Origin of the sequence: Nocardia sp. NPDC005978, assembly GCF_040614455.1 — a bacterium.
In the GTDB taxonomy this organism is placed as follows: Bacteria; Actinomycetota; Actinomycetes; order Mycobacteriales; family Mycobacteriaceae; genus Nocardia.
The window spans coordinates 1-7037 of record NZ_JBEXUS010000194.1 but is presented as its reverse complement, the minus strand read 5'-3'; the positions used below and the strand labels follow the sequence as shown (position 1 = coordinate 7037).

7 protein-coding genes and 1 pseudogene are annotated in these 7037 nt (G+C 70.6%); 5 read left to right on the top strand and 3 right to left on the bottom strand.

Annotated elements, in window-relative coordinates; genetic code table 11:
• Positions 1-126 precede the first annotated feature (126 nt).
• Positions 127-612, bottom strand: a complete 486-nt coding sequence (locus tag ABZ319_RS39460; protein WP_354991709.1) for a DUF6326 family protein — start codon at positions 610-612, stop codon at positions 127-129.
• Between the two features lie 160 nt (positions 613-772).
• On the opposite strand from ABZ319_RS39460, the gene ABZ319_RS39455 reads away from it, so the two are divergent.
• Both ABZ319_RS39455 and ABZ319_RS39450 read left to right on the top strand, forming a co-directional pair.
• Positions 773-1912, top strand: coding sequence for a sensor histidine kinase (locus ABZ319_RS39455; protein WP_354991708.1), 1140 nt, complete (start codon positions 773-775; stop codon positions 1910-1912).
• Positions 1909-2565 (top strand): response regulator transcription factor, encoded by a 657-nt coding sequence (locus tag ABZ319_RS39450; RefSeq protein WP_354991707.1) that lies wholly within the window; start codon positions 1909-1911, stop codon positions 2563-2565. Before ABZ319_RS39455 ends, ABZ319_RS39450 begins: the two co-directional genes overlap by 4 nt.
• Positions 2566-2757: 192 nt before the next feature.
• On the opposite strand, the gene ABZ319_RS39445 is transcribed toward ABZ319_RS39450, so the two are convergent.
• Positions 2758-2940 (bottom strand): hypothetical protein, encoded by a 183-nt coding sequence (locus ABZ319_RS39445; RefSeq protein WP_354991706.1) that lies wholly within the window; start codon positions 2938-2940, stop codon positions 2758-2760.
• 294 nt (positions 2941-3234) lie between these two features.
• Here ABZ319_RS39445 and ABZ319_RS39440 point away from each other — a divergent pair, with 294 nt between their 5' ends.
• A complete protein-coding gene (locus ABZ319_RS39440; RefSeq protein WP_354991705.1) occupies positions 3235-4353 on the top strand; it encodes an FAD-dependent monooxygenase in 1119 nt (372 codons plus the stop codon).
• Here the strand turns inward: ABZ319_RS39440 and ABZ319_RS39435 are convergent.
• On the bottom strand, positions 4296-4499 hold the full coding sequence (locus ABZ319_RS39435) for a hypothetical protein (RefSeq protein WP_354991704.1): 204 nt from the start codon (positions 4497-4499) through the stop codon (positions 4296-4298). The genes ABZ319_RS39440 and ABZ319_RS39435 overlap by 58 nt on opposite strands.
• Positions 4500-4899: 400 nt before the next feature.
• On the opposite strand from ABZ319_RS39435, the gene ABZ319_RS39430 reads away from it, so the two are divergent.
• Both ABZ319_RS39430 and adh read left to right on the top strand, forming a co-directional pair.
• Positions 4900-6129, top strand: coding sequence for a transcriptional regulator (locus tag ABZ319_RS39430; RefSeq protein ID WP_354991710.1), 1230 nt, complete (start codon positions 4900-4902; stop codon positions 6127-6129).
• A 95-nt stretch (positions 6130-6224) separates the two neighbouring features.
• Positions 6225-7037 (top strand): annotated as a pseudogene (adh, locus tag ABZ319_RS39425) (aldehyde dehydrogenase); the annotation flags it as partial.

The following is a 7037-nucleotide window of genomic DNA, read 5'->3' as shown; positions in this document are numbered from 1 at the left end:
GGGTGCCGTTCGCGCACTCAACGCGAGCGTGCCGCGGCTTGGGCCCCGGCAAGTTCCCGCCAGCAGCCACGTGGCCGGTAAGCGAGCGGTTCCGGGCCACTTTCGCGTGCGCGTGTCTGCCTCGGTTCACGCCCGCTGGGCACGAACGCCCGTACGATCCGGGCCGGTCGAGGCGGTCGCCGAAGGCGCGGTGCGGGGCCAGGTCCAGGCGAACCGCAGGATGAGGGCGAGCAGGACCAGCTCCAGCGCGACACCGAGGCCGTAGAAGAACAACCACGTCTCGCCCGACACGTTGAAGACCGTGACGGGGACGTAGAGCACGGCGACGGCCAGGTTCGCGACGCGGCTCGCCCCGGCGGGCATGATCATCGACAGCGCGATCATGAAGATCGGGACGGCCATGAGGGTCAGCGCCGTGATCGAGAAGGTCTGGGAGACATCGAACTCGAAGACCTTGCCGTCGAGGATCTCGTCGATGACGCCGGGTGTGTAGAAGTTGAGAATGTCCACGTAGACGTACAGGAACATGAAGCTCGCCCAGCACGCGGCGAGCTTGGCGCGCACCGGGATCGGCGGGTCTTCCAGTGCGGTGGTGGGGTGATGGGGTGTCATGGCGGGCTCCGTTGCTGCTGTGGGTCGGTAGGTCCACGATCGTCGAGCCCGGCGGCGGGCACACCCGCCCGGAGGCCGGAGTTCGCCCGGCCGATGGCACGAGTTCGCTCTCGTCCTTTCGGCTGGTCCGCCGCGGCGTGCCGATCCCTAGGCTGGAGTCGTGGTCACCTTCCGGCACTCCCTCCGGCACGAGCCGAGACCCGGCGACGCCCCGCCCGTCGGCCGGCTGGACTGGCTGCTGGTGGGCGTTTTCGTGGCCGCCACCGTGGTCGAGTGCATCGTCCGGGCGGGCTCGTCCCGGCTTCCCGTGGCGGCGGTCCTCGCCCTGGCGCTGGTGCCCGCCCTGCTCTGGCGGCGGAGCCGCCCGCTCACCGCCGCCCTGCTGGGGTGGGGTGTCGCCGGGCTGCTCTCGGTCCTCCAGCTCGCCGGGCGTACCGGGGACCTCGGCCTCTACTCCATGATGGTCATCCCGATCCTGCTGTACTCCCTGGTGCGGTGGGGTTCGGGACGCGAGATGCTCTGGGGGACGGCATTCGTGACAGTCGTTGTCGCGCTGGGGATGTACGCGGCGGCCGCGGGCCCGGCCGATGTCTTCGGTGGCATCGTCCTGCTGCTGTTGTTCGTCGCGCTGGCGGTGGTGTTCCGCTACCGCGCGGATCTCTGGCATCGCCGGCAGCGCGAGATCCGCAATCAGGAGCGGGTGGCGCTGGCACGCGAGCTGCACGACACCGTGGCCCACCACGTCTCGGCCATCGCGGTGCAGGCGCAGGCCGGTGGCGTGGTCGCCCGCACCCGGCCGGAGCAGGCCGCCGAGATCCTGGCCGCGATAGAGTCCGAAGCATCGCGAACCCTGGCGGAGATGAGGTCGATGGTGCGGGTGCTGCGTGAGGACGGGGCCGCCGCCTACGCACCCGCGCCGGGTGTCGCGGACCTGCCCGCGCTGGCGCGCACCGACGCGACGCCCGGTGTCGAAGTTTCCCTGGACGGTTCGCTGACGCGGCTGGCGCGACCCGTCGACGCCGCGCTCTACCGGCTCGCGCAGGAGTCGCTGACCAACGCCGTACGCCACGCTCGGGGCGCGACCCGGGTCGGGATCGACGTCCGCCGGGCGGGCGACGCCGTCCGGCTGCGGGTCAGCGACGACGGGCGGACCGAGCCGGGGCCGGTACCGGAGCCCGGCTTCGGCCTGCTCGGCATGGGTGAACGCGCCCAGCTGCTCGGCGGAACGCTGTCCGCGGGCCCCGGTCCCGAGGGCGGCTGGGTGGTCGAGGTCGTGCTGCCGATGCTGGGGCCGGCATGAGCATCCGGGTCGTCGTGGCCGACGACCAGGACCTGGTCCGAACCGGGCTGGTGATGATCCTCGGTGCCTATCCCGATCTAGAGGTCGTGGGGGAGGCGGCGGACGGGCTCGCCGCGCTCGACCTGGCGGCCCGGCTGCGGCCCGACGTCCTGCTCGTCGACATCCGGATGCCCGGACTCGACGGCGTCGAGGTGACACGGCGCCTGGCGGGGCCCGGCGTGGCCGACCCGATGGCGGTCGTCGTGATCACCACCTTCGACCTCGACGAGTACGTTCTCGGCGCACTGCGCGCCGGCGCTCGCGGTTTCCTGCTCAAGGACGCCGGGCCGGAGCTGCTCGTGCAGGCCATTCGCGCGGCGGCCGCCGGAGACGCGCTCATCGCCCCCAACGTGACCCGCCGGCTGCTCGCGACCTTCGCCGACCAGCGGCCGCCGGCGCCGGTTCAGCCCATCGACCCGCTCACCGAGCGCGAGGAGGAGGTGCTCGCGCTGGTGGCCCGCGGCCGGACCAACGCCGAGATCGCCGCCGCGCTCTTCGTCGGCTTGAGCACGGTCAAGTCCCACGTCGCGGCCCTGATGGCCAAGCTCGGCGCGCGCAACCGTGTCGAGATCGCGATGTGGGCATACGACACCCGACGCGTGCGGGGCGAGTAGCTGATACCGATCGCGGCGCGGGCCGCGATCGTATGGCGATCACCGAATTGGTTGCCGCTCACCGTGATCGGATGCTCGACGCCCCGTCGGAGGCACCTGTCCTGGGTCGCCGATCACCCCGGCGCGGTGAACGCGTCCGTTGATGTTCTCGGTGGTCGTGCCGTCCGGATCAGCGGGGGCCCCGCGGGCGAATTATCGGGCTTCTTCCGGTGTTTCGAGACCGGGCAGCTGCCGGTGGTCGGTGATCGAACCGATGTCCCGCCCGATGTGGGGAACCGGGCCGAGGATGATGCGGCCGCCGGTCTCGCCCACCGAGAACATCTTCCGCGATATTCCGGCAAACTCTTTGTCTTCGTGACTCTTCTGGAAATTCATGCGATGAAGCCCTCTTCTCCGAAGTGCCGACGGCAAGGTGAAGCGCATCCTGGGCCGCCGTTTACAGTGTTCTGGCGCTGATCTTAGCCAGAAACCAACTGTTCGCATTGTTATTTGAGCACGGGTGTGCCGCGCGCAGGCAACGATTTGGTATGGCATAGCAACTTTTCAGCGTGTCGATGTCGCGCAGGGGATCGGCGGGTTCGGCGCGCGCCGCCGGTAGGGTTGCGCGCAGCGTGCGGCCCGGTGCGGCTCGCAGCCGGGCGGGTGTTGCTTCTATCGGGAGGACAGTGCGTGCGGGGCAAGGGAAGCGCCATTGTGGTGGGTGGATCGATAGGCGGACTGGCCGCCGCGATCGCGCTGGCGCGCAATGGCATTCGAACAACGGTGCTGGAGTCGCGGGACGCGTTCGACGGACGCGGCGGGCTGGGCGTGGACTATCGGCTGCTGTGCGCGGTGACCGGGGAGGATCCGGAGGACGCCCTGGCCTATCTCCACGGCCATCGCCGTCCGACCGGTTTCAACGCGCTGCACAACTGGCTCGCGGAGGTGGCGGCCCGGGTGATCGGGCTCGACCTGCGGCTCGGTTCCGATGTCACCGAGGTGGATCAGGACGACGATTTCGCCTATGCCGCAACCGGTTCGGCGGAGTTCGAGGCGGATGTGCTGATCGGGGCGGACGGCGGGCACGGCCCGGCGCGCGCCGCGGTCGATCCGGACCGGGCGTCGGCGGGTTACTCGGGATATCTCACCTGGCGCGGCTGGATCGCCGACGACGCGTTCCCGGCGGGCGCCGCGGTCGGCGAGGCGACGTTCGTATCCGGGGAACAGGTCCTGGTGGCGCGCCCACTGCCGGGGCTGACCGGCCGAATCCCGTCGAAAGGCTTGCGCGCCATGGGTTTCGCCTGGCACGACCCGACCCGGGCCCGGCTGCTCGAAGCACACGGCTGTATCCGCGACGGGCGGATTCTGCGTGGCCTCGAGCCCGAGTTGTTCCCGCCGGACCTGGCCGCGAAGCTGGCCGAGCAGGCCCGCCGCCGCTGGCCCGCCCCGTGGGGTGCGGCGGTGGCGGAGTGCTTCGAACAGGGTCTCGTCCACGGCGCGCCGACCGGTGATCAACTGCCCGAGCGCCTGGCGCACGGCCGGGTGGCCCTGCTGGGATCGGCGGCCTACACGCGGGCCCCGGCGATCGGTCACGGTGACAACGCGAGCGTCGATGACGCCCTCGCGCTGCGGGACAGCCTCGCCGCCGGCGTCCTGGGTTCCCGCGGCCCCGCGGCCCTGACCGCTTACGAAGGTCTGCGCCTGGCTCCGGCTCGCGAACTGGCGGCCGCGAGCCGGCGGTGGGGCGGCGCCTACACCGGGTCCGCTTCGGTGCCCGGCGACCCGAGCCCGAGCATGTCCAACAGGTAGCGGCAGTCCGCGGCGTCCAGGGCCCGGCTCGCGATGGTGCGGCTCGCCAGTGCGTTCTGCCGGGCTGTCGCCGCGCGCTCAGCGGCGCGCGCCGCACCGAACTCGCCCTGCTCAGCGAACAGATCCGAGGGTTGTGTCGAGGTCATATGAATACTTCCCGGAAGCCACGCCGGGTCGCCGTATCCGAATGACTAGGGTCGACTCCGCCTACCTGGCACCGTACGGGGTGCGCTCGCCCGCCACCCACGGACCTATCAAATTGCATGATTCGTCCCAAGCGTCGTCCATCCGGCCCTGTGCCCGGCCCAGCTCGGTCGCGGGTGGCCGACCCGGCCTCGAGCGCCCGCCAACCGCGGCAACCCGGCCATCGGCCAACCGCGGCAACCCGGCCATCGGCCAACCGCGGCAACCCGGCCATCGGCATCGTGACCGGCGTTACAGTGGGGGACGGGGCGATGTGAAGGACACCGATTGAGCACACTCGCGCAGGGCAGCCCGTGGGTCGCGGTCCGGGCGGACGACGACGTCGCGCAACTGGCGTCGCGGATGTCCGTCGCGCACAGTTCGTTCCTCGCGGGAAGCGCCCTGCCGACCGTGCGCCCGTGTGGCGATTCGGTGCGGTCGGTGGTGCTCGACTCCTGGCGGCGCAGCCGCAGCAACGGGGTCGATCCGGACGGCTTCGGCGGTGCGGTCGAGCTGGCGGGCGCGGATCTGCACCGCTATCGCGCCACCCATCCCACCGCGCTGATCCGGCCGGTGGTGCGAAAACTGCTGGTGGAGGACGCCGCGGAGGCGGGTCTGCTGGTGGCGATCAGTGACGCGCGGGGGCGGTTGCTGTGGGTCGAGGGCGATCCGAAGGTCAAGGATCAGGCCACCGGCATGAACTTCGTGGAGGGCGCGGACTGGAGTGAGGACAGGGTCGGCACCAATGCCCCCGGCACCGCGCTCGCGCTCGATCATCACGTGCAGATCTTCGGGGCCGAGCATTTCAGCCGCGTGGTGCACGAGTTCAGCTGTACCGCCGCGCCGGTGCACGACCCGCTGAGCGGGGAGATCATCGGCGCGATCGACATCACCGGTGGGCCCCGGGTCGCCGCGCCGGAGGTGCTGTCGCTGATCCGGGCCACCGTGGTCGCGGCGGAATCGGAACTGCGCCTGCGGCTGCTGGGCGTGCCCGCGCGCCCGGAGCCCGCCGTCGCGCGCCTGCAGGTACTGGGTCCGGGGCGGCCCGCGCTGACGGTCGACGGCGAGCGAATTCGCCTGTCCCAGCGGCACGCCGAGATTCTGTTGCTGCTGGCCGAGCATCCCGAGGGTTTGAGCGCCGACCATCTGGCCATGCTGCTGGACGAGTCCGAACTCGATCCGGTGACGGTGCGCGCGGAGTTGTCGCGGGTGCGAAAGATAGTGGGCGCCAGCGGGTTGGGCTCGCGGCCGTATCGGCTGCTGACGCAGCTGGACACCGACATCGCCGTGGTGCGCCGCGCGCTGGCCCGGGGTGATGCCGCGGCGGCGCTGCGCGCGTATCCGGGTGCGGTGCTGCCGCGTTCGCTCGCGCCGGGCATCGTCGAGTTGCGCGCCGATCTGCACGCGCGGGTGCGGGCGACGCTGCTGGCGGTGGGCGATCGCCGCTTGCTCGCGCGCTGGACCGGTTCGGTGGACGGCCGCGACGATATCGCCGCCTGGTGCGCCTATCTCGCGTCGCTGGACCGCAATTCGTCGATGTACGCCCAGGTCGCAGCGCAATTGACGCTGCTGGATCGCAAATTGGGCGTCTGACCAGTTTGTTGCAACGGTGCTGCAACATGCCCGCTCGTAGCGTTCTGGATCACACCTGACACCGCACGTATCGTCAGCACATCCAGGAGCCTTCGATGACTGTCTTCGCCCGCCCCGGCACCGACGGGGCCGCCATGTCCTTCCAGTCCCGCTACGAGAACTGGATCGGCGGCGAATGGGTCGCGCCCGTCAAGGGGCAGTACTTCGAGAATCCGACGCCGGTCACCGGCCAGACCTTCTGCGAGGTCGCGCGCGGCACGGCGGAGGACATCGAACTCGCGCTGGACGCCGCGCACGCCGCCGCTCCCGCGTGGGGCAAGACCTCGGTCGCCGAGCGCTCGGTCATCCTCAACCGGATCGCGGACCGCATGGAAGAGCAGCTCGAGGCCATCGCCCTGGCCGAGAGCTGGGACAACGGCAAGCCCATCCGCGAGACCATGGCCGCGGACATCCCGCTCGCGATCGATCACCTGCGCTACTTCGCGGGAGCCGTTCGCGCCCAAGAGGGTTCGATCTCGGAGATCAACAGCGACACCGTCGCCTACCACTTCCACGAGCCGCTCGGCGTTGTCGGGCAGATCATTCCGTGGAACTTCCCGATCCTCATGGCCATCTGGAAGCTCGCCCCCGCGCTGGCCGCCGGCAACGCGGTGGTGCTCAAGCCCGCCGAGCAGACCCCGGCCTCGATCCTGTTCCTGATGAGCGTCATCGGCGACCTGCTCCCGCCCGGCGTGGTGAACATCGTCAACGGCTTCGGCGTCGAGGCGGGCAAGCCCCTCGCGTCCAGCCCGCGCATCAAGAAGATCGCCTTCACCGGTGAGACCACCACCGGCCGGCTCATCATGCAGTACGCCTCGCAGAAGGTCTGGCCGGTGACCGGCGTCGGATTCTCGAAGTACTGCCCCTTG